The organism is Intestinimonas sp. RTP31139st1_F5_RTP31139_211217 (assembly GCF_040226735.1).
GTDB lineage: Bacteria > Bacillota > Clostridia > Oscillospirales > Oscillospiraceae > Intestinimonas > Intestinimonas butyriciproducens.
Genome location: NZ_JBCOAQ010000003.1, coordinates 176,050 through 195,163, shown reverse-complemented (window position 1 = coordinate 195,163; position 19,114 = coordinate 176,050). Strand labels below are relative to the sequence as shown.

At 59.0% G+C, this 19,114-nt stretch carries 17 protein-coding genes; 5 read left to right on the top strand and 12 right to left on the bottom strand.

Annotation, left to right across the window (positions count from 1 at the left end):
* Nucleotides 1-302: 302 nt before the first annotated feature.
* On the top strand, nt 303-3,770 hold the full coding sequence (locus tag ABUA09_RS04440) for an Ig-like domain-containing protein (RefSeq protein ID WP_279202441.1): 3,468 nt from the start codon (nt 303-305) through the stop codon (nt 3,768-3,770).
* 126 nt (nt 3,771-3,896) lie between these two features.
* On the opposite strand, the gene ABUA09_RS04435 is transcribed toward ABUA09_RS04440, so the two are convergent.
* A complete protein-coding gene (locus ABUA09_RS04435; RefSeq protein ID WP_156113777.1) occupies nt 3,897-5,240 on the bottom strand; it encodes a B12-binding domain-containing radical SAM protein in 1,344 nt (447 codons plus the stop codon).
* 181 nt (nt 5,241-5,421) lie between these two features.
* On the opposite strand from ABUA09_RS04435, the gene ABUA09_RS04430 reads away from it, so the two are divergent.
* From ABUA09_RS04430 to ABUA09_RS04420, 3 genes are all read left to right on the top strand, one after another.
* Entirely contained in the window at nt 5,422-5,712 is a 291-nt protein-coding gene (locus tag ABUA09_RS04430; protein WP_033118155.1) for a hypothetical protein, read from the top strand.
* Nucleotides 5,713-5,752: 40 nt separating this feature from the next.
* Nucleotides 5,753-6,646: a C40 family peptidase gene (locus tag ABUA09_RS04425; protein ID WP_058118067.1), complete on the top strand. Its 894-nt coding sequence runs from the start codon at nt 5,753-5,755 to the stop codon at nt 6,644-6,646.
* Between the two features lie 147 nt (nt 6,647-6,793).
* The gene (locus tag ABUA09_RS04420; protein ID WP_033118157.1) at nt 6,794-7,684 is read left to right on the top strand and encodes a DMT family transporter; all 891 of its coding nucleotides are present in this window, start codon (nt 6,794-6,796) and stop codon (nt 7,682-7,684) included.
* Between the two features lie 47 nt (nt 7,685-7,731).
* Here ABUA09_RS04420 and ABUA09_RS04415 read toward each other — a convergent pair whose 3' ends face one another.
* From ABUA09_RS04415 to ABUA09_RS04395, 5 genes are all read right to left on the bottom strand, one after another.
* A complete protein-coding gene (locus ABUA09_RS04415) occupies nt 7,732-8,139 on the bottom strand; it encodes a serine proteinase (protein WP_075704251.1) in 408 nt (135 codons plus the stop codon).
* Nucleotides 8,140-8,545: 406 nt separating this feature from the next.
* The gene (gene leuS, locus ABUA09_RS04410) at nt 8,546-10,975 is read right to left on the bottom strand and encodes a leucine--tRNA ligase (protein ID WP_195608678.1); all 2,430 of its coding nucleotides are present in this window, start codon (nt 10,973-10,975) and stop codon (nt 8,546-8,548) included.
* A gap of 147 nt (nt 10,976-11,122) precedes the next feature.
* Complete coding sequence (locus ABUA09_RS04405; protein ID WP_279202435.1) at nt 11,123-11,917, bottom strand: hypothetical protein; 795 nt, start codon at nt 11,915-11,917, stop codon at nt 11,123-11,125.
* A gap of 12 nt (nt 11,918-11,929) precedes the next feature.
* Entirely contained in the window at nt 11,930-12,244 is a 315-nt protein-coding gene (locus ABUA09_RS04400) for a hypothetical protein (RefSeq protein WP_033118160.1), read from the bottom strand.
* A 4-nt stretch (nt 12,245-12,248) separates the two neighbouring features.
* Nucleotides 12,249-13,247, bottom strand: coding sequence for an MFS transporter (locus tag ABUA09_RS04395; protein WP_279202434.1), 999 nt, complete (start codon nt 13,245-13,247; stop codon nt 12,249-12,251).
* Nucleotides 13,248-13,452: 205 nt separating this feature from the next.
* Between ABUA09_RS04395 and ABUA09_RS04390 the strand changes: the two genes are divergently transcribed.
* Complete coding sequence (locus ABUA09_RS04390; RefSeq protein WP_279202432.1) at nt 13,453-13,959, top strand: hypothetical protein; 507 nt, start codon at nt 13,453-13,455, stop codon at nt 13,957-13,959.
* A 57-nt stretch (nt 13,960-14,016) separates the two neighbouring features.
* Here the strand turns inward: ABUA09_RS04390 and pgsA are convergent, their stop codons facing one another.
* Genes pgsA through prmC form a run of 6 tightly spaced genes read right to left on the bottom strand, consistent with a single transcriptional unit; the run spans nt 14,017 to nt 19,072 of the window.
* A complete protein-coding gene (pgsA, locus tag ABUA09_RS04385; RefSeq protein ID WP_033118162.1) occupies nt 14,017-14,541 on the bottom strand; it encodes a CDP-diacylglycerol--glycerol-3-phosphate 3-phosphatidyltransferase in 525 nt (174 codons plus the stop codon).
* Between the two features lie 7 nt (nt 14,542-14,548).
* Complete coding sequence (rimO, locus tag ABUA09_RS04380; protein WP_195615327.1) at nt 14,549-15,868, bottom strand: 30S ribosomal protein S12 methylthiotransferase RimO; 1,320 nt, start codon at nt 15,866-15,868, stop codon at nt 14,549-14,551.
* A 20-nt stretch (nt 15,869-15,888) separates the two neighbouring features.
* Nucleotides 15,889-16,455 (bottom strand): nitroreductase family protein, encoded by a 567-nt coding sequence (locus tag ABUA09_RS04375; RefSeq protein ID WP_195608296.1) that lies wholly within the window; start codon nt 16,453-16,455, stop codon nt 15,889-15,891.
* Between the two features lie 12 nt (nt 16,456-16,467).
* Nucleotides 16,468-17,088 (bottom strand): regulatory protein RecX, encoded by a 621-nt coding sequence (locus ABUA09_RS04370; protein WP_279202429.1) that lies wholly within the window; start codon nt 17,086-17,088, stop codon nt 16,468-16,470.
* On the bottom strand, nt 17,075-18,187 hold the full coding sequence (gene recA / locus ABUA09_RS04365; protein WP_279202427.1) for a recombinase RecA: 1,113 nt from the start codon (nt 18,185-18,187) through the stop codon (nt 17,075-17,077). Before recA ends, ABUA09_RS04370 begins: the two co-directional genes overlap by 14 nt.
* A gap of 21 nt (nt 18,188-18,208) precedes the next feature.
* Nucleotides 18,209-19,072: a peptide chain release factor N(5)-glutamine methyltransferase gene (gene prmC, locus ABUA09_RS04360; protein WP_033118165.1), complete on the bottom strand. Its 864-nt coding sequence runs from the start codon at nt 19,070-19,072 to the stop codon at nt 18,209-18,211.
* Between the last annotated feature and the right edge of the window lie 42 nt (nt 19,073-19,114).

Sequence of the window (19,114 nt, the reverse complement as noted above, 5' to 3'; positions counted from 1 at the left end):
CGTCCTTTTCTCCAATGCCGTTTACTTTCCCGGGTCTCTGCCCCGGGAAAGTCCTCGCTCCGCTCGCCGAATGCCTGCCGCCGCAGGCCGCAAGAGATCCCTAACATACAGGTTTTTCGACAGACCAAGAGATTACCGCCCCACATGCTCTGAATGAGCATGTGGGGCGGTAATCTCTGTTTTTAAGAATTCTTTCAGAATTTCGAAACCACTTGTCACGTTTTACCGTCTATAATCGATGTAAGGGTAGAAAGCCCCCTACGGCGCATCCATAATTTTGGAGTTTGGAAGGAGTCTTTTCCATGCAAACAAAGATGTTGTCCCGTTTCCTGTCCGTCCTGCTGGTCCTGGCCCTGACGGCGGGCCTGGTGCCTGCGGCCTGGGCCGCCGGGGGCGTCCCTTCGGAATCCGGCAGAGACAGCAGCGACTGGTCGCTGTTCCCCTCCGCCCGCGTGGACGGGGTCACCCTGGACCGGGATTCTCTCTCTCTGGAGGTGGGGAGACACGAGACCCTCCATGCCACGGTCTCTCCTTCCAGTGCCTTCGATCAGGATCTCTCCTGGTACAGCAGCAACACTGGTGTGGCCGAGGTCTCAAACGGCAGAGTGACCGCCCTCTCACCCGGGGAGGCCGACATCACCGTCACCACCGATGACGGAGGCTTCACCGCCTCCTGCCATGTGATTGTCACCGCCGCCGTTCCGGTTACCGGCGTTCGTCTGGACCGCACTGAGCTCACGCTGACCAAGGATGGAGAAAGCGCGACCCTCAAGGCCACGGTCTCCCCCTCTGACGCCGCCGATCAGAACGTCTTTTGGACGGTGGACGATTCCGGCGTCATCTCGGTGGACCAGTCCGGCAAAGTAACCGCCGTGGGCAACGGCGCCGGCACTGTCACCGTCACAACTGCCGACGGCGGGTTCACCGCCTACTGTACCGTCCGGGTGCAGTTTCCCTCTGCACCTCCCACCCTCTCTCTGAATAAAACCTCCCTGTCTCTCACCACGGGGAGCAGTGAAACACTGTCGGCCACCACCGCGCCCGAGGGGACCCGGGTGAGCTGGAGCTCCAGCAACAGCAAGGTCGCCTCTGTGGATCAATCCGGCAAAGTGACCGCCGTGGGTACGGGAACCGCCACCATCACCGCCATACCGGAGGGCGGCGCGGGAGCTACCTGCGCCGTCACGGTCAGCGATCCGTCCTACTTCACACTCAGCAAAACCGAGCTCTCCGTCATGTTCGGCAAAACCGCTTCCCTCTCGGTAAGCAATCTCCCCGATGGGGCCAGCGTCTCCTGGTCCGCCGATGAGAAGAACATCGTATCGCTGAGTCCCAGCGGCACGGGCAACGCCAACTGTACCGTCAAGGGCGTCACAGCCGGAAAGAGCGTCATCGTCACCGCCGTGGTCACAGACCGCCGCGGCAATCGGCTGGCCACCCCCGCCTGCACTGTCACCGTCACCGCCGCCTCAGCCCCCGACATCACCAGCTCCGTGGCCTCCGGCGGCTCTGTTACCTTTGATGAGTCCAAGTTTAACAGCGCATGTACCGAGGTCTACGGAAACAAGCTCAACTATGTGACCTTCACGCTCCCCTCCTCCAGCCGCGGCACGCTCTACTATAACTACTCCAACGGGACCTACGACCAGAAGGTTTCGGAGTCCACCAAATATTACTATGGCGGCGGCGTCTTTAAATCCGCTCTGTCCAAGGTCTCCTTTGTCGCAGAGCCCGACTATTCCGGCAAAGTCACCATTTCTTACTCCGCCGTAGATACTTCTGGTTACAGCTATACCGGTGCCGTGGCCATTACCGTAAGCGAGCCCACCGGCAGCATCGAATTTTCCGGCGCCCAAAATGAGGTCATTCCCTTTGACGCCGGCGATTTCAACGCGCTCTCCAAGGAGATCACCGGCTATGGCTTGGACTATGTGCACTTCACGCTCCCCTCTTCTGGAAAAGGCACTCTCTATTACCGCTATGACAACGGCGACTATGATAAGAAAGTTTCCTCTTCCGCCGCTTACTATTACGACGACTCCCCTTATCTGGAGGACGTGAGCTTCGTCCCCGCCAGAAACTGGTCCGGCACACTGACCATTCCCTTTACGGCTCGGGATACCAAACGAAACACTTTCTCCGGCACCATTGAGATCACCGTAAGCAGGACCGCTGACGATATTATGTACTCCGTGGACCGAAACGGCTCCGTTGCCTTTGACGTCGGCGATTTCAACAGCTTCAGCAGAAGTGCCACCGGCTCCAGCCTGGACTATGTGGAATTTACCCTGCCTTCCAGCAACAAGGGCACCCTTTACTACAACTATGACGACGGCGACTATGATGAGAAGGTCTCGTCCTCCAAGCGCTACTACCGCAACCAGCGCCCCTATCTGGAAAACATTACGTTTGTTCCGGCCAGGAACTATACCGGCACCGTGTCTATCCCCTTCCAAGGCTCCAGTGCGGACAGCGACAGCTTCTCCGGCACCATCCGGGTCACCGTGGGCGGCGGAGACAGCGGCGACATCGAATACTCTGCCGCAGTAAATTCTCCCATCACCCTCTCTTCGGACGATTTCAATGATTACTGCAAGGATGAGACCGGAAAATCCCTGAGCTATGTCCAGTTTACACTTCCCCCTACCAGCAGGGGTATCCTGTACTACGACTACGATGACGGGGACTATGACAAGAAGGTCTCCGCTTCCACCGAGTATTTCCTCTCCAAGAGCCCCTATCTGGAACAGGTCACCTTCGTCCCCGCCAAGAACTATACCGGCACCGTAATAATCGACTTTACTGGCGAGAACACAGGCGGAAAAGCCTTCTCCGGCAGTCTCCTTCTCTCGTTCGCCACCGTTAAGGACCCCGGTGTGATCTACTATACCACTGATGCACAGGAGGTGACATTCCGCTCCAGCGATTTCAGCAGTGCCTGCGACAAGCGGGGCGGCGCCGGTCTCACCTCCGTGGTATTCCAGCTCCCTCCCGAGAGTGCCGGGCGGCTTTACTACAACTATGGCAGCCCCACCTCCTATGGCGGCTTGGTGGATGACGATACTGCGTATGAAGTTGACGGCAGCCCCTCCATCAGCAGGATCTCTTTCGTTCCGAAAGCGGGCTTTTCCGGCACAGTGACCATCGCCTATACCGGTACTGACGAGAGCGGCTCCACCTACACTGGCTATGTACAGATCGGCGTGACCCCCTCCAGTTCCTCCTCCTACTTCACCGATATGGGGCGCTACAGTTGGGCTGCCGAGTCCGTGGACTACCTCTACGAAAATGGGATTACCACTGGCGTAGGCGCCACCACCTACCATCCAGATGGGCTCATCACCCGCGGCGATTTTGTTCTGATGCTCTCCCGCGCCTTCCGCTTTTCCGTCTCCGGCGGCGATAACTTCAAGGATGTGCCTGCGGAGAGCTATTACGCCCAGGCCATCTCCTCTGCCAAGGCACTGGGGATCGCACAGGGCGGCAGTGACGGAAGATTTAACCCTTCCGCCTCCCTTACCCGCGAGGATGCCATGGTCCTTCTCCAGAGAACGCTGAACCGTACCGGCCACGGCATCGATGACGCCTCTGCCTCTTATCTGAACCGCTTTTCTGACGGAAAGTCGGTCTCCAGCTATGCACAGGGCTCTGTGGCAGCACTGGTTCAGGCCGGTGTAATCCAGGGCGATGACGCTGGGAATCTCAACCCCAAGGGCTCTCTGACTAGGGCTGAGATGGCCGTTATCCTTCATAGAGTCCTGACCCTGTAATTCCATCCTGCACCACTGCAGGTTTTCCGATGTTCTCATGCAAAAGCAGAGAAAGCCGCCTAGTCCTCTGAGGCTGGGCGGCTTTTCTATTATTCAACAGCTTATCTCGCGTTTATAGGATCCGGTTCAGCGCAGGGCGGCCCGTCTCCGCCGCCAGCGTCCCACGGCCCGACCGAGGTAAGCCGGCGTCACAAAGTGGTACGCCCCCCGCCGCCACCCCAGCAACACCAGTCTCGCCATAAGCCAGTAGTACCGCAGCATAAAGACCCGTCGGCCCATATGTACCGGCTCGAGCAGCAAATGGGCCAGATCCCATTGTCTCAGATCGTTGGAGAGGAGCTCCCCTTTTTTCCGCTCATAAAGGGGCGTGGGCGGAATGGGCGTGAGGACCTGCACAGACGTGTATCGCAGCCCGTGCTCTTTGGCCCAGCGATAGAGCGCCTGAAAATCAGCCGCAGTGAAATCCGGGTCGGCCAGCAGGAGCCCCATGCAGTCCGCACCGCACGCGTTCAGGACCTGGAGGCATGCCTCATTTATCTCCCGTGTGGTCCCTTTGTTCCATGCCTCCAGGCGCTGATCCCGAATTCCCTCCAGGCCTACCAGGAAAAGCCGGAATCCACACCGGCACAGCCGGGCCGTCAGCGCCGGATGTCCTGCGATAAAATCCGCCCGCCCGTAGCACAAAAATGTTTTTCGGATGCCCCGCTCCTCCAGTGCGTCCAGGAAAGCCTCCACGCGGGTCTCCTCCAGCAGGAAGTCGGAGTCCACGATAAATACCGTGTCCCCCGGTACCTCCTCCAGCTCCTCCATGACAAGCTCCAGCCTGCGGGGCTGATACCGTCCGCCGTGGAGGTTTCGTCCATAGCAGAACTCGCATCGGAAGGGACAGGAGACCGCCGTCTTGAGCGTGGAGAGCCTCGCAAAATCCAGATAGCGGAACCAGTCCGCCCGCTCCGCCCATCCGCTCCGGTCCGGCCGGGGAAGTGTGTCGATGTCGCAGGGCTCGTAGGGTGTCTCCACAAACCTGCCGCCCTCCCTGCGGCACAGTCCCGGAATCCCTCTGGGCATCTCCCCCCGGTCCAGCGCCTCCAACAGGCCCCGGAACCAGTCCGCCGACTCCGTACGGAACACATAGTCCACCCCCGGCCAGCAGAGACGGCGATAATTGAGCTGGGCGTGGACGCCCCCCACGATTACAGTGCAGGCCGGGCACGCCCTCTTTGTCAGCCTGATATACTCCGCCATCTCCCGCTCCTGGGTGAGATAGCCGGTAAGCGCCATCACATCGGGCCGAAACGCGAGAAGCACGTCAGTGAACCGCCGCTCCTCCGTAATGCCGTCATAGAGCTCTGTTCTTCCCACTTGACGACAAACCGGTAACAGGGTCTCCAGCTCCAGCGGTTCACATGTAATGCCGCCGAACACCGTCATCAGATCCATTCTTCGGGGACGAACCAACAGAATTCGCACCAAAAACCCCTCCGTTTCCCGTTTATTCTACCCCTCAGAACCGTTTTGCACAAGATATTGTTGCCATATGGCTCCACTTTACAAATTATTCACATTTTCCATCTCTTCCAGGGTTGACGGGGCGGAAACAATGTGTTACAATTTGGTTACAATTTTTAATTCTTTCTTTAGGAGGCACATAATGGCCGAAGAAAAAATTCCCCTTAGCTACAAAGGACATCCTCTGCGCCGCAAGGACAATCTCATCTACTACGGCAGCATGGCTGACAAATATATCATCATGCTTCAGGTCATGGAGACAAAGAAGGTGGACGACCTGGACGTGGCCACCAAGGTGGCCGTTCAGCTCCAGCTCACCGATCCCGATCTCAAAAGCCGGGACCGCGTGGTCAAGAAAACGGAAAAGGACAGCCTGTACGCCGCTATGGACGTGGCCTCCGTCTGGCTGGAACGGATGCTCAACAGCAAATGATCGCCCCCTGATATAGAGAAAAAGATGGAGGTCCTCACCGATGATAAAGCCATCTCACCTGCTGCGTGCAGCCGTGCTTGGTACTGTATTCACCGCAATGTTTACCGTCGGCTCTTCCGCCGCCACCTTGGGTGCCGGCACCGTCACGGCCGACGCGCTTCGCCTGCGGGATACCCCCGCCGCAGAGGGAGAGATCCTCGCCACCGCATCCGGCGGCACCAGCGTCGTGGTGCTGGAGGACACCGGTAACGGTTGGTACAAGGTCAACTTCAATACCGTCGAGGGGTATATGTCCAGCGAGTACCTCACTGTCTCCACCACCGCCGATGCTGCGCTTGGTTACGGACTGGTGGATACCGACGGCTCCTCCCTGAACATGCGTGCCGCTGCAGGTACCAGCTACGACACCGTGGCTTCCATTCCCGGCGGTACTGTTTTGGAACTGGAGGGCGTGGATAACGGCTGGTATAAAGTTACATATTCTGGAAAGACCGGTTACGTAAGCAGCGACTATATCACCATTACCACTGAGCCCGATGCGACTGAAACAGCCAGCAGCGATTTGGGCGCGCAGATCGTGGCCTACGCAGAGGAGTATCTGGGAACCCCTTATGTGCTGGGCGGCAACGGCCCCAATCAGTTCGACTGCTCCGGGTTCACCAAGTACGTATACTCCCATTTCGGCTACACCCTCAACCGCACTGCCACCGACCAGCTCCAGAATGGCGTATCCGTCAGCAAAGACGAGCTTCAGCCGGGTGATTTGGTATTTTTCAAATATCGCACCAGCAAACCCGTCTCTCATGTGGGGATTTATATCGGAAACGGTGAGTTCATCCACGCCTCTACCAACCGCTATGTGGTCCAGATCGACCAGATGGAAAGCGGTCACTACGCCAACGTCTATGTGTACGCCCGGCGCATCATTGGCTGAGCCTACAGGCAGGCGTTCTTTCAAAACCAGACATAATGGTGTATGGGAGCCTGCGCTTCCGTACACCTTTTCTTTTTTGAGGCGCAACTTTTTGAGGAGCGGACTGCTCCACTTCTGCTGCAAAATTTTTATAGGGAGGTGTGAGGGATGGGATCTCCGCCGCACAGTCGCGTGCTGGGGCACATTCTTGCTCTTTTTGTTACCGTGGTCTGGGGCACCACTCTGATTTCCAGTAAGATCCTTCTCCGTGCCTTTACCCCTCTGGAAATCATGACCTTCCGCTTCCTCATCGCCTGGGCGGTACTCTTTTGCCTCTCCCCCAGACCCTTGCGCCCGCAGGACTTCCGCTCAGAGCTTCCCTTCGCGGCGGCGGGTGTCAGCGGCCTGACCCTATATTTTCTCCTGGAAAATACCGCGCTGCGGTATACGCTTGCCTCCAATGTGGGGATCATCATTTCCGCCGCCCCCATGTTCGCCGCCCTCCTGCTGTGGCTGTGCCGCCGTGGCCCCAGACCGAGGGCCGTTTTCTTTGCCGGCTTTGCCATCGCGCTCACTGGAATCGCTCTCATCTCCCTGTCGGGAGGCGAAAGCCTGGAGCTCAATCCTCTTGGGGACCTGCTGACCCTCGGCGCCGCGCTGTGCTGGGGAGCCTACGGAGTGTGTCTGGAGTTCGCCTCCTCCTCCGGTCTCAACCAGCTCCAGTGCACCCGCAAGGTCTTTTTTTGGGGCCTTGCGACCCTTCTCCCGCTCCTTCCCATCCTCCATCCCGACTACTCCCTATCCCGCTTTTCTGACCCTTCCATGCTTTTCAATATACTTTATCTGGGTTTGGTCGCCTCTGCGCTGTGCTTTGTCTGTTGGAATAAAGCCATGGTCCTCATTGGTACCGTGGCCACCAATGTATATATCTACCTTACCCCTGTGGTCACCTTGATTGCCTCCGCTCTCATTTTGGGGGAGCCTGTCCGTCCGCAGGCCATCGGAGCCATCTTTCTCATTCTCCCGGGATTATGGCTCTCTCAACGACCAACCAGTTGAAAAACGGCGGACCGCATTAGCGGTCCGCCGTTTTTATCCTTCAAGTGTTACTCTTTGGTCCCATCATGGGCCAGAGGTTCCACCACCGGGGGCTCTTCATGAGGCACCTCGGTTTCCGGCACGTCACAACTGCACCCGCAGTCGCAGGTGGAGACCACCACATCATCGTCAATGTTGCCAGCGGCCTTCATCTCCGCAATCTTGGCCTTGTTCTCCTCGATCTTCTGTTTGGAAGCGGTGATCTTCTCACACAGGGACATATAAGCCCCTTCGGGTGCCATGCCCCGCTCCGCATAATACAGCTTGCCCAGATCGATATAGGCTTTGCGGATGGCATCCTCTTCGGCGGAATTGGCGATGTTCAGCTTGGCGATGTCGGTGAGCTCTTTGGCTTTGGCGGCCCCCGCCTGCGCCAGGTCCAGCGCCTTGGATTTCAGCTCGTCAAAAGAAGTCATATGAAAAACCTCCTAAATTCGTTTTCTTTGGGATTCTGGTCTTATTCTATACCGCATCCTACTAAGGCGCAAGGGATTCTGTGCTGAATTAACCAAAATTTAACCAAATTTCAATATCAGTAACATCATTTTGGCCGAATCCCCTGGTCGGAAAGGGGATGTGTCAATTTTATGACACGGAAAGGTGCCTCCCCCTGCATAAAGCAAAAGCCGGACGTCCGCTCCCTGACGTCCGGCTTCGCCTAAGAAAAGAGGATACAATGAAAGGAAAGAAACTGTCTCTTGCGGGTATTATAATACCCGCAAGATGTTAAATGAAAAGGCTTCAGATATTACAGAACTATTAAATTTGGGGATATCTCTGTCATTTATCTGAAACCTGTATGGCACCCAAGGGCAAATGAGCTCACGCCTTTGGTTTCATCACCACATTGACCAGCTTGTTTTTGACTACGATGGTCTTAACCACCGTCATCGTCTCCAGCATCTTGGCCACCTTGTCCAGCGCCAGGGCGGCGTCCACGCAGGTCTGGTCATCGCTGTCCACGGGTACGCTGACGGTTCCCTTCAGCTTGCCGCCCACCTGAACGGCCAGGGTGACCTCGGCCTCAATGGTCTTGCTCTCGTCATATGCAGGCCAGGGCTGGCGACACGCCATGCCCCTCTCTGCGGCAAAGCCCAGGAGCTCCCACATCTCCTCTACCATATGGGGCGCGAAGGGAGAGAGCATCAGCAGCAGCGCGCTCATATCTCCCTTGGAACAGCCATTGGCATAAAAATCGTTGACGAGAGACATCAGCGCGGCAATGGCAGTGTTGAACTTCATCGCCTCGATGTCGGAGGACACCTTCTTAATGGCCTTGTGAATAGCCAGCTCATTGACCGGCGTATAGTCCAAGCTGTCCGTACAGGCATCCATCAGGTTCCATACCCGATCCAGGAATCGCTTGCAACCCTTGACCGCGTTGTCGCTCCAGGCGGCCGCCTTCTCAAAGTCCCCGATAAACATGATATAAAGGCGCATGGTGTCCGCGCCGTACTGGGCCACTACATCATTGGGATTGATGACGTTGCCGCGGCTCTTGGACATCTTCTCGCCGCCCTCGCCCAGGATCATGCCGTGGCTGGTGCGCTTCTGGTAAGGCTCCTTCGTGGGGACCACGCCGATATCATAGAGGAATTTGTGCCAGAACCGGGAGTAGAGGAGATGCAGCGTGGTATGCTCCATCCCTCCATTGTACCAATCCACCGGGGACCAATAGGCCATGGCCTCCTGGGAGGCCAGCGCCTTGTCGTTGCAGGGGTCCATATACCGCAGGAAATACCAGGAGGAACCGGCCCACTGCGGCATCGTATCCGTCTCCCGCCGGGCGGGGCCGCCACAGTGCGGACAGGTGGTGCTCACCCATTCCGTCATCTTGGAGAGGGGGCTTTCACCGTCATCCGTGGGCTCATAGCTCTCCACATCCGGGAGGAGCAGGGGAAGCTGATCTTCGGGCAGGGGCTGCCAGCCACATGTTTCACAGTAGACCATGGGGATGGGCTCACCCCAGTAGCGCTGGCGGGAGAATACCCAGTCCCGGAGCTTGTAGTTGACCTTGGCCTTGCCGATGCCCTTCTCCTCCAGCCACTTGGTAATGACTGGAATGGCATCTTTGACGGTGAGCCCGTTCAGGAACTCGGAGTTCACCAGGATACCGGTCTCGTCCTTGGCGGTAAAAGCAGCCTTCTGCACATCCTCGCCGCCGGATACCACCTCAATGATCTCACAGCCAAACTTCTTGGCAAATTCCCAGTCGCGGTCATCGTGGGCGGGCACCGCCATAATGGCGCCGGTACCGTAGGTTGCCAGGACATAGTCGGAGATGAAAATCGGGATTTCTCTTCCATTCACGGGGTTGACACCCTTCACACCATCCAGACATACGCCGGTCTTTTCCTTATTGAGCTCGGTGCGCTCCAAATCGGACTTGGAGGCCGCAGCCGCCTGATAGGCCTTCACCTCGTCCGCATTGCCCAGCAGGGGCATCCACTTCTTGAGCAGCTCATGCTCTGGGGAGAGCACCATATAGGTGGCACCGAAAAGGGTATCCGGCCGGGTGGTAAACACCACGATGTCGTCTCCGGTGGTTGCCTTGAAAGCAACTTCCGCACCGGTGGACCGGCCAATCCAGTTTTTCTGCTGGATCTTCACCCGCTCGATGAAGTCCAGCCCATCCAGGTCATCGATGAGCCGCTGGGCATATTCTGTGATCTTCAGCATCCACTGGCTCTTCTCTTTTCTTATGACAGGAGATCCGCAGCGCTCACATACCCCCTCCACCACCTCTTCGTTGGCCAACACGCACTTGCAGGAGGTGCACCAGTTTACGGGCATTGTCGTCTTATAGGCAAGGCCGTGCTTGTAAAGCTGAAGGAAGATCCACTGGGTCCACTTGTAGTAGGCCGGATCGGTGGTGTTGATCTCCCGGTCCCAGTCAAAGGAATAGCCCAGCATCTGGAGCTGCCTCCGGAAGTTCTGGATATTATCGTGCGTCACCTTGGCGGGATGGATGTGGTTTTTGATGGCGTAATTCTCTGTGGGCAGGCCAAAGGCGTCGTATCCCATGGGGAAAAGAACGTTATAGCCATCCATCCGGCGTTTGCGCGCCACCACGTCCATAGCGGTGTAGGGGCGGGCATGCCCCACATGGAGCCCCTGACCGGAGGGATAAGGGAACTCTACCAACGCATAGAATTTAGGTTTGTCGCTGCTGTGATTCTCGCAGTGGAAGGTCTTCTCTTCCAGCCATTTCTTCTGCCACTTGGGTTCGATGCTGGCAAAATCGTACTTCATCTTCTGCACTTCCTCGTATCTTATCGTCCGGCGGGCGCCATTCCCGCCCACTGTTTCAATCTTTGATATTATACTCGAAAAGCGCAGATATTGCAAGCGAAACCCGGCCCTCCTTCCAGATCGGCTGCTTTTTCTTCCGCGCCGCGCTCACTCTCCGGGGCGTCTGCCGCCCCGGCACACCACCGGGATCAGCACGGCGGTACCTGCAACCACCAGGACCACCAGCACCGCCGCCAGGCCGGACACACCGCTGGAGGGAGCGGGCACAGGGTCCGCCGCCGGATAGTAGACCGTTTTCTCCGGCAACACCTCTGGGTCGGCGGCCAAATCCGTGTTGTCCGGGTCTGAGAGACAGACCCAGGTGTTTCTCCACCCATAGCAGTAGTTTACGAACCCCCACAGACGGCCCTCACCGTCTTCCCAGCATTGGGAAAATGCCTCGGCGGGCATGACGTTTTCCCGGAACCACCGGGCGTCTGCCTTTGCCCAGGCGATCTTCCCGGAACCGGGGTAGGTCCATAGCACCACATTCTCAATATCTGCGAAATTGGTATCCAGGGCACGGTCATAGGGTACAAACTCTCCCCCATGGACCTCTTCAAAGGAGAGGTAGTCGGCCACCGGGACACACTCGGAGAGCTCCACCCAGCCTCGGAGCTCCTCGCTATCCTCCTCCTCCACGGCCAGCCACGTCCCACGGTAGATCCACCTGCCGCGCAGGACCGCGCCGTTACCCACGGTCTCCCTTTGCCGGGATGATTTCGGGCTTTGGTAGAGCGCGACATACCCCTCTTTTCCGTTGGCCGTATAGCTTCGATCGAGGTATTCACATTCTTCTGCATGGGTACGGTAAAAATCGTCCGACGGCTCGATGAGCACATCGGCCGTTGCCGTGGGTCCCAACAGCAATAGGGTCAGAAGTAGCGCGCACGCTCGTTTCATGCAAAGACCTCCTCACAACAGTCGATTGATAACAACCCCCACTCCAAAAGAGAGGGCATTTGCGCTGAGAGACAGCAGCCAGGGGTGCCGGATCCGCAGGCCATACTTGGCATAATAGGCCCCCTCAATCACCACCACCGCCCCCTCCAGGACCAGGGTGACGCCCCATCCGGGAAAAAGCTGGTGGAGCAGCACTGCCGCGGGATTGGTGAGCAGGTTCACCATCACCCCCAGGAGCAGATTCTGCCTCCGGAGCCCCCATAGGGCAGCCGCTGTCGTCTCCAGGAGCAAGGTAAGCGCCAGGGAAGCAGACAGAATCCCCAGCATATCCTCACCTTCTTTTCTGGGCCGTACATAGCCCATAGCACAGCAGTGGCAGAGATAGGAGGGCCGTGGCGGCATAGACCTCCGGACCGGGCCTTATCGGCTCCCAGTCCAGATGCGTGGGCAGCGCCCCCAGAAAAAGCCCAAAGGTAAGCACTCCAAACGCCAGCCCTTTGGCGCTGGGCAGCAGCCGGCCCGCCGCCCACAGAGTGAGAGGCATCGTCATTTGGAAGAGAAACACGCCCAAAAGCCCTATCGGCGCCCAATCGGACCCCAGAAAACAAAGCGCCGAGAGTCCCAGTGTGATCGCTGCCGTCCGGCTGGTCCCAAATCGGTCCGCCGCCAGTCCGCCCGCCGTCTTTCCCAGTACCACGGCGCATGTCAACGGCGCCTCTAGCGCCCCTTTCCAGGGGAAGCGAAACAGAAAGCCGTTCCAGGAGCGCAGCACCACCACCAGCAGCAGGCATAGCAGCGCTGGGAGCCATTTTCCCCTCCCCTCCGGCAGGGCTGCCGGTGGGTTCTCCGGCCCCCGGCACCATAGGAGGATGAGCACAGCCGCGGCGACCAAGACGCCGCATACTGGCAGTGCAAGCGCCTCTGCCGCACCCCTGGCCGCAGCCCCGAGGAAAAGCCCCGCCGCTCCCGGCGAGACGAAAACTCCCAGCGGCCCCGCCTTTTCGCCGCTCCGGTTCATCGTATCCAGTCCGCCTCCCACGTGAAAGAGGGCGTTCCCCACTCCCGCAAGTACAGCCGCCTCCGCCCCTTTGGTGAGGAACCAGGCCGCAGCCACCAGCCCGCAGCCCGCGGCCGCCACTTGATGATTCCGGTTCAGCCGGTCTGCCAGCAGACCAATGGGCATCTGAACGGCAAAGGCTGAGAAGTTATAGAGGAGGATGCACCGGACCGGGTCCGCCTCCGGACAGACCGCCCCCAGCAACAGCAGCGCGCAGGAGAGATCCACCCAAAAATGGGCGGCGGAATAGAAGGCCAGCCGGATATGGCGCATATGCGCTCCCTCCTTTTCACTCGAGTAGACGTTTATCTTTCAAAAAAGTTCCCCGATATGTAACATATTACCTGATACAGTCGATATTTTTTTAGGACTTTCTGTTCCGCGCGCAGGATGTTTTCCCCACCCGACCGGATAGTGTCTTTTTCCCGGTTATCCGCCGGGCGGGCCCCCTTATCAACCGAAAAAGGATGTGAGCCGTATGCCCCTGGTCCGTTGCCCGGACTGCCTGAGCGCAGTCTCCGATCAAGCCCCGGTCTGCCCGCACTGCGGCCGGCCTCTGCATCCCCGGAAGTTGCCCGATGATCTGGAGCAGCTCTCCTGCGCGCTTGTTCTGGAAGAGGCCGACTTCAACGACCCGAATCTGGCTGCCCTTCTGGGAGAGCTGATGGGGTGTGCGGAGGAGGAAGCCGCCACACTGCGCGGCCAGACGCCGCTGGTAGTTCAGCGGGCGCTTTCCTGTGCCGCGTGTATGGAAACCGCACAGCGATTTGGCCGCGGAAACAGCTTATCCGTCTATCTGGATGAAGATGCTGTCCCCGGGCGCCTCTCCCGTGCCCAGCCAATCTGTTCCTGCGCGCCGCAGTCTGTACCTTTGCGTTTCCTCCGCCCCCTCTCGTTCTGGAAAACCGTGGGCGCCATTCTGACCGCCCTCGCCCTCTGGAATCTTCTTCTTCTGCTCCTGGGCTTCATCTTGGCGTCTGTGTAAAACCAATTTCAAACCATAAAGCGGCGGCCCCGATGGGGCCGCCGCTTTTATGGTACATTACTTGTTCCAATTGAGTACGTCACGGTTTTTGATAAAATACTCCGCCCCGGAATAGACCGTGGTAGCCACGATCAGCGCCACGCAAACGGCATTGAGCGCCGCCGGGATGGGCAGGAGCATCAGGCAGATACAGACCATGGTGGTAGCGGTTTTCACCTTACCCGACCAGCCGGCGGCAATGACCCGTCCGTTGTCCACAGCCACCAGCCGAAGCCCCGTTACGGCAAATTCCCTGGCCACGACGATCAGGACCGTCCAGGCCGGCATCTGTCCCGCCTCCACAAACCATAGCATGGCGGAGACCACCAGCAGCTTGTCGGCCAATGGGTCCATGAACTTTCCAAAATCCGTGATCTGGTTGTAATGGCGGGCCACATAGCCGTCGATGAAATCGGTGATGCTGGCCAGGATAAAAATCGCCAGGGCAATGTATTTGTTGAACGCAAAATCCAGGTAGAGGACCACTAGGAAAATAGGGATCATGACCACCCGGGTGAGTGTGAGCTTATTGGCCGTATTCATATCGTTCCTACTCCTCGATTTCTCCGGTCAGGTCTCCGTCCGACGTGCCGGTGATGCGCACATTCACAAACGTGCCCGCCGGTATCTGTCCGGCGGCGGTGAAGTAGACATGCCCATCAATATCCGGAGAGTCAGCATAGGTCCGCCCCACCCAGCAGCCCATATCGCCGTCGAAGCCCTCGCACAGGACCTCCATTACCGTGCCCAGTCTGTCCTCGTTCCACTGATCCATGACCCTGGACTGAAGGTCTACCAGCAGCTCCATGCGGTGTTTGGCCACATCCTCCGGCACCTGGTCCGGCAGGGCGGCGGCAGGGGCCCCCTCCTCCGCCGAGAAGGTGAACACACCTGCCCGCTGAAAACAGTATCCCGGCAGCAGGCGGCAGAGCTCTTCAAATTCCTCTTCCCCCTCGCCGGGGAATCCCACGATGATGGAGGTGCGCAGCACTAGGTCCGGAATATCCTCCCGTAGCGTGGAGATCACGTCGCTGATGAGCGCGCCGTTCCCCCGGCGGTTCATGGCCCTGAGAATTTTGTCGCTGAGGTGCTGAATGGGGATATCCAGATATTTGACGATCTTGGACTCTTCGGCGATGACATCGATGAGCTCCTGATCGATCTCATCCGGATAGAGATAGTGGAGCCGGATCCAGTGGAAGTCCATCCGGCACAGCGCTCGCAGCAGATCGGCCAGACGGCGCTTCCCATAGAGGTCGGTACCATAGCGGGTGATATCCTGGGCGATGACCATAAGCTCCCTGACGCCGCTCTCAGCCAGACCCCTGGCCTCTTCCAGCAGGGACTCCATGGGCCGGCTGCGGTATCGGCCCCGCAGGTAGGGGATGACGCAGTAGGAACAGCGGTTGTCACAGCCCTCCGCGATCTTCAGATAGGCTGTATAGGAGGGCGTAGAGACTAGGCGTTCCCCATCCTCGATCGTGTGGTCGATGTCCCCGAAATAAGTGGGGGTATCTCCCTCCAATACGGCCTCAATGGCGGGGACGATGTCGGTATAGCTTCCGGTCCCCAGGATGCCGTCCACCTCGGGAAGCTCCTCCAAAATCTCGTCCTGATACCGCTGGGTGAGGCAGCCCGCCACCAGCAGCTTGCCCAGCCTGCCCTGCTCCTTGAGGGGGGCGATGGACAAGATCGTATCGATGGCCTCGCTCTTAGCCGAGTCGATAAAGCCGCAGGTGTTCACCACCGCTACGTCGGCGCCCTCGGGCTCTCCGGTAACGGTATAGCCTGCCTCCCGGCACAGCGCCATCATCTGCTCGGTGTTCACCAGATTCTTGGCACATCCCAGGGATATGAATGCAACCTTCAACAGAATGTCTCCTTTGTGGTTCAAATAAAGTCGCAGCGGCCCTCCCGGCGGGGCGGCATTTTAGGCGCCTGGTCCGGGTATCCGAGGGTGATGGCGGCCACGAACTCGCCCTTCCCGGGCGCGAATTTTCTCCGGATCTCGTCGCTGTAGCCCATACGCTGGGCGGCGCTCATCCAGCAGGAGCCCACCCCTTTGGCCCAGGCGGCCAGCATCAGATTTTCCAATGCCGCGGACACCGACTGCATAGCCCCATCCCGATCGGGGTAGTTATCCTTCAGAAAAAACGCCAGTACGCAGACCGGAGCGCCGCCCAGACTGGTAAAAAAGGTCTCTGTCTCCTGGAGGGTCTCCGGATGCCGCTGAAAGCGGTCTACGAGCACGGGGTGGAATTTTTCCTTCACTTCCCGCATCACCTTCCGGAACTCCTCCATCTTTTCCGGCGTCCGGATCACAACAAAATACCAATGCTGCATGTTAACCGCCGAGGGCGCGCAGGCTGCCGCAGCCAATATCTCTTTCAGGGTCTCCTCCGGGATGGGGTCGTGCTTGTACATTCGGATACTGCGGCGGGTGAACAGACATTCCATGGCATCCACAGGTCATTCCTCCTCAATCTCCGCACCATAGCGGCGCAGTCCCGCGTGAATGTCCCCCCAGGAATACCCCCGGCGGGCCAGCGCGTCGGATGCGCGCTTGAGCGCTTTCTGGTCGACCACGCCTCCGCCCAGCCTGCGCCAGAGGAGGGCGTCAATGATCTCCGCCGGGTCCTCTGCCTCCTGGAGGGCGTCTTCCCAGTACGGTTTGGGGATGCCCCGGCGATAGAGCTCGTCCCGGAGCTTATAGGGGCCGTACCCCTTGGCCGCGTAATGCCGAACCAGACTCTTGGCGTACTCCTCATCGTTGAGGAGTCCAAGGCCCTCCAGCCAGTCGGCTACACCCTCGGCCTCCTCCTGACCGGCCTCCCACAACTTCAGCCGATCCGTCAGCTCTTTTCGGGACATAGGCCGATCCGTCAACGCGTTCAGGGCCTTTTCCCGGAGGGCGCGCTCCCGTGAGGCCGCCCGCAGCGCGGCCAACTGCGCCTCCGAGAGCTCCAGCCCCGTGTAGAGAGCAAAATCGGCCATCTCGTTCTCGCCCACCCGAAGAATATCTCCGCTCTCCAGATGGATCAGAAAACGGCCCTTCTTCCGCTTGCTGGGCTCCAGCTTACTGATCTTCATCCTCGAAGTCCTCGGCGGACACATCCACCGCCCGACCGGCCGCCTTGGCCGCAGCCTTGGCCTGGGTGGGCATCAGCTTATACGCATTGGCCCGGATGTCCTCTTCCAACTGCTCCGCCACCTCGGGATGATCCCGCAGGTACTGCTTGGCGGCGTCCTTGCCCTGTCCCATACGGGTCTCTCCCATGGCGAACCAAGAGCCGGACTTTTGGACCAGGTCCAGTTGGATACCGATATCGATGAGCTCTCCAATCTTGGAGATGCCCTCACCGAACATGATGTCGAATTCCGCTGTACGGAAGGGGGGCGCCACCTTATTTTTGACCACTTTGGCCTTGACATGGTTGCCCACCATCTCACTGCCGACCTTCAGCGTCTCCACCTTGCGCACGTCAATGCGGACGGAGGCGTAGAACTTGAGGGCCCGTCCGCCGGTGGTGACCTCGGGGTTGCCGTACATCACGCCCACCTTTTCCCGGAGCTGGTTGATAAAGATCACGATGCAGTTGGTCTTGGCGATGGAACCCGCCAGCTTCCGCAGTGCCTGGCTCATCAGCCGGGCCAGCAGGCCTACATGGGAGTCGCCCATGTCTCCTTCGATCTCGGCCCGAGGGGTGAGCGCGGCCACCGAGTCCACCACTACCACGTCGATGGCGCCGGAGCGCACCAGAGCTTCACAGATCTCCAGCCCCTGCTCGCCGGTGTCCGGCTGAGAAATCAGCATAGAGTCGATGTCCACCCCCAGAGCGCGGGCATATGAGGGGTCGAGGGCGTGCTCGGCGTCTATGAAGGCGACCTCGCCGCCCCGCTTCTGGGCTTCCGCCACGATATGGAGGGCCAGAGTGGTCTTGCCGGAGGACTCCGGTCCATAGATCTCCACGATCCTGCCCTTGGGTACGCCGCCAATCCCCAGCGCCAAGTCCAGAGACAGCGACCCGGTGGGGATGGCCTCCACCACCACGCCGGTGTTCTCGCCCAGACGCATGATGGACCCCTTGCCGTAGGCCTTTTCGATCTGAGCCATGCAGGTTTCCAGCGCCTTCCGCTTGTCGCTGGCGGGCGCCGCAACCTCCACGGCGGCCTTCTTTTTATCTGCCAAGTTTGATCATCCTTCCAAACATCAGTGATTTGCCGTTCCCTCCACTACACGCCAGATCCCTCTGGTATCCTGGTGGGTGACAATGTTCTCAAAGCCGTTTTGCGCCATGATTTGTTCCACATCGGGGGCCTGCCCTATGCCGACTTCAAAGATCAGCGTGCCTCCCAGACGGAGGGCCGTCCCCCATCTGGCCGAAACCGCCCGGTAGAAATCCAGGCCGTCCTCGCCCCCGTCCAACGCGCCCCAGGGCTCATAATCCCTGACAGACACGTCCAGATTCGCCAAATCCCCATGGGGAATATAGGGTGGATTGCAGGCAATCACGTCAAAGTCCCAAAGGGCCGGGGCCGGGGCGGTCATGGCATCGGCCTGAACACAGGTCACCCTGGCGTTGAGCTGGTTGCGCCGGACGTTCTGCTTACAGATGCGCAGCGCCCCCTCCGACAGGTCGGCCAGCACCACGCGGCAGTCCGGAGCATTGGCAGCCACTGCCAGGCCCACACAGCCGCTTCCGGCGCACAGATCCAGTACTCTGGCCCCGTCCCCCGCCGCCCGCGTCAGGAGGATGGCCCGTTCCGCCAGCACCTCCGTATCGGAGCGCGGAATCAGCACCTCCCGGGAAATATCCAGTGGAAGGCCGTAAAACTCCCACTCTCCGATGATGTAGGCCACTGGCTCTCCGGACAGGCGGCGGCGTGTCAGCTCCTCCACCCTGTCCTCCACCTCCTTGGAGGCGTAAAGGGTTAGGTCCCGGAAGAACTGCTCCCGCGTCTTGTCCGCCGCGAAGCATACCAGCTCCCGCGCCTCAAGCTGGGCCATCTCCACGCCCGCCGCCTTCAGCCGCTTGCGGGTATCCAGATATAGATTGTTGTAGGTGGTCGCCATGCTCTCACCGCCTGAAATAGTTGTTTCTCTCAGGGCCGCAAA